This window comes from Neisseria sp. P0021.S006 (assembly GCF_051956895.1).
This window is the reverse complement of record NZ_JBQCWZ010001046.1, coordinates 1-518: the sequence shown is the minus strand read 5'-3', so window position 1 is coordinate 518 and position 518 is coordinate 1. Positions and strand designations below refer to the sequence as shown.

Below are 518 nucleotides of genomic sequence, written 5' to 3'. Positions count from 1 at the left end.
AGCCCTTTCCATCAAACCACAACCGAAAAAACCGTCGCTAAAGACAATATTCAAGCATTTGGCGTGGTTGCCCAAGACAATACGCAACTGGAAACAGGCAGCTTGGTCATGATGGGCAAAAAATATTGGTTTGTCGTTAATCCTAAAGATTCGGCCAAGTTGAAGGCAGTTTTGGGCGCTAAGCTGAGTAAACGCTTTCAAATGGTTCAGCAAAACCCAAAACAGGTGTATGAGGCTTTGCCGGTTGAATTGAAATCTCCTGAAGCGCAAACTTTTCGCTCGAATTTCTGCCTGCGTTACGATACTCAAAAAGCTGCCGAGATTGCCAAGTTAAAACAGTTGGCGTTCAAGCCGGTTGAACTCGATGGTAAAACTGTCTACACACGGTGTATTTCTACCGAAGGTCATTATTATGCGACGCCGAAAAATGTTGCCGAAGACCGCCGTTTTGACACTGCCGTCCCGGTCAGAATTTCTTATACGGAAACCAAAAAAAGCACCGACGTTTGGAAGTTGAC

Annotated in this window: 1 protein-coding gene; it reads left to right on the top strand. The window is 45.2% G+C overall.

What is annotated here, in order from left to right; translation table 11 throughout:
• The coding region (locus ACTHUM_RS18640) for a hypothetical protein (RefSeq protein WP_440403773.1) at positions 1 to 518 on the top strand (518 nt) is incomplete at both ends.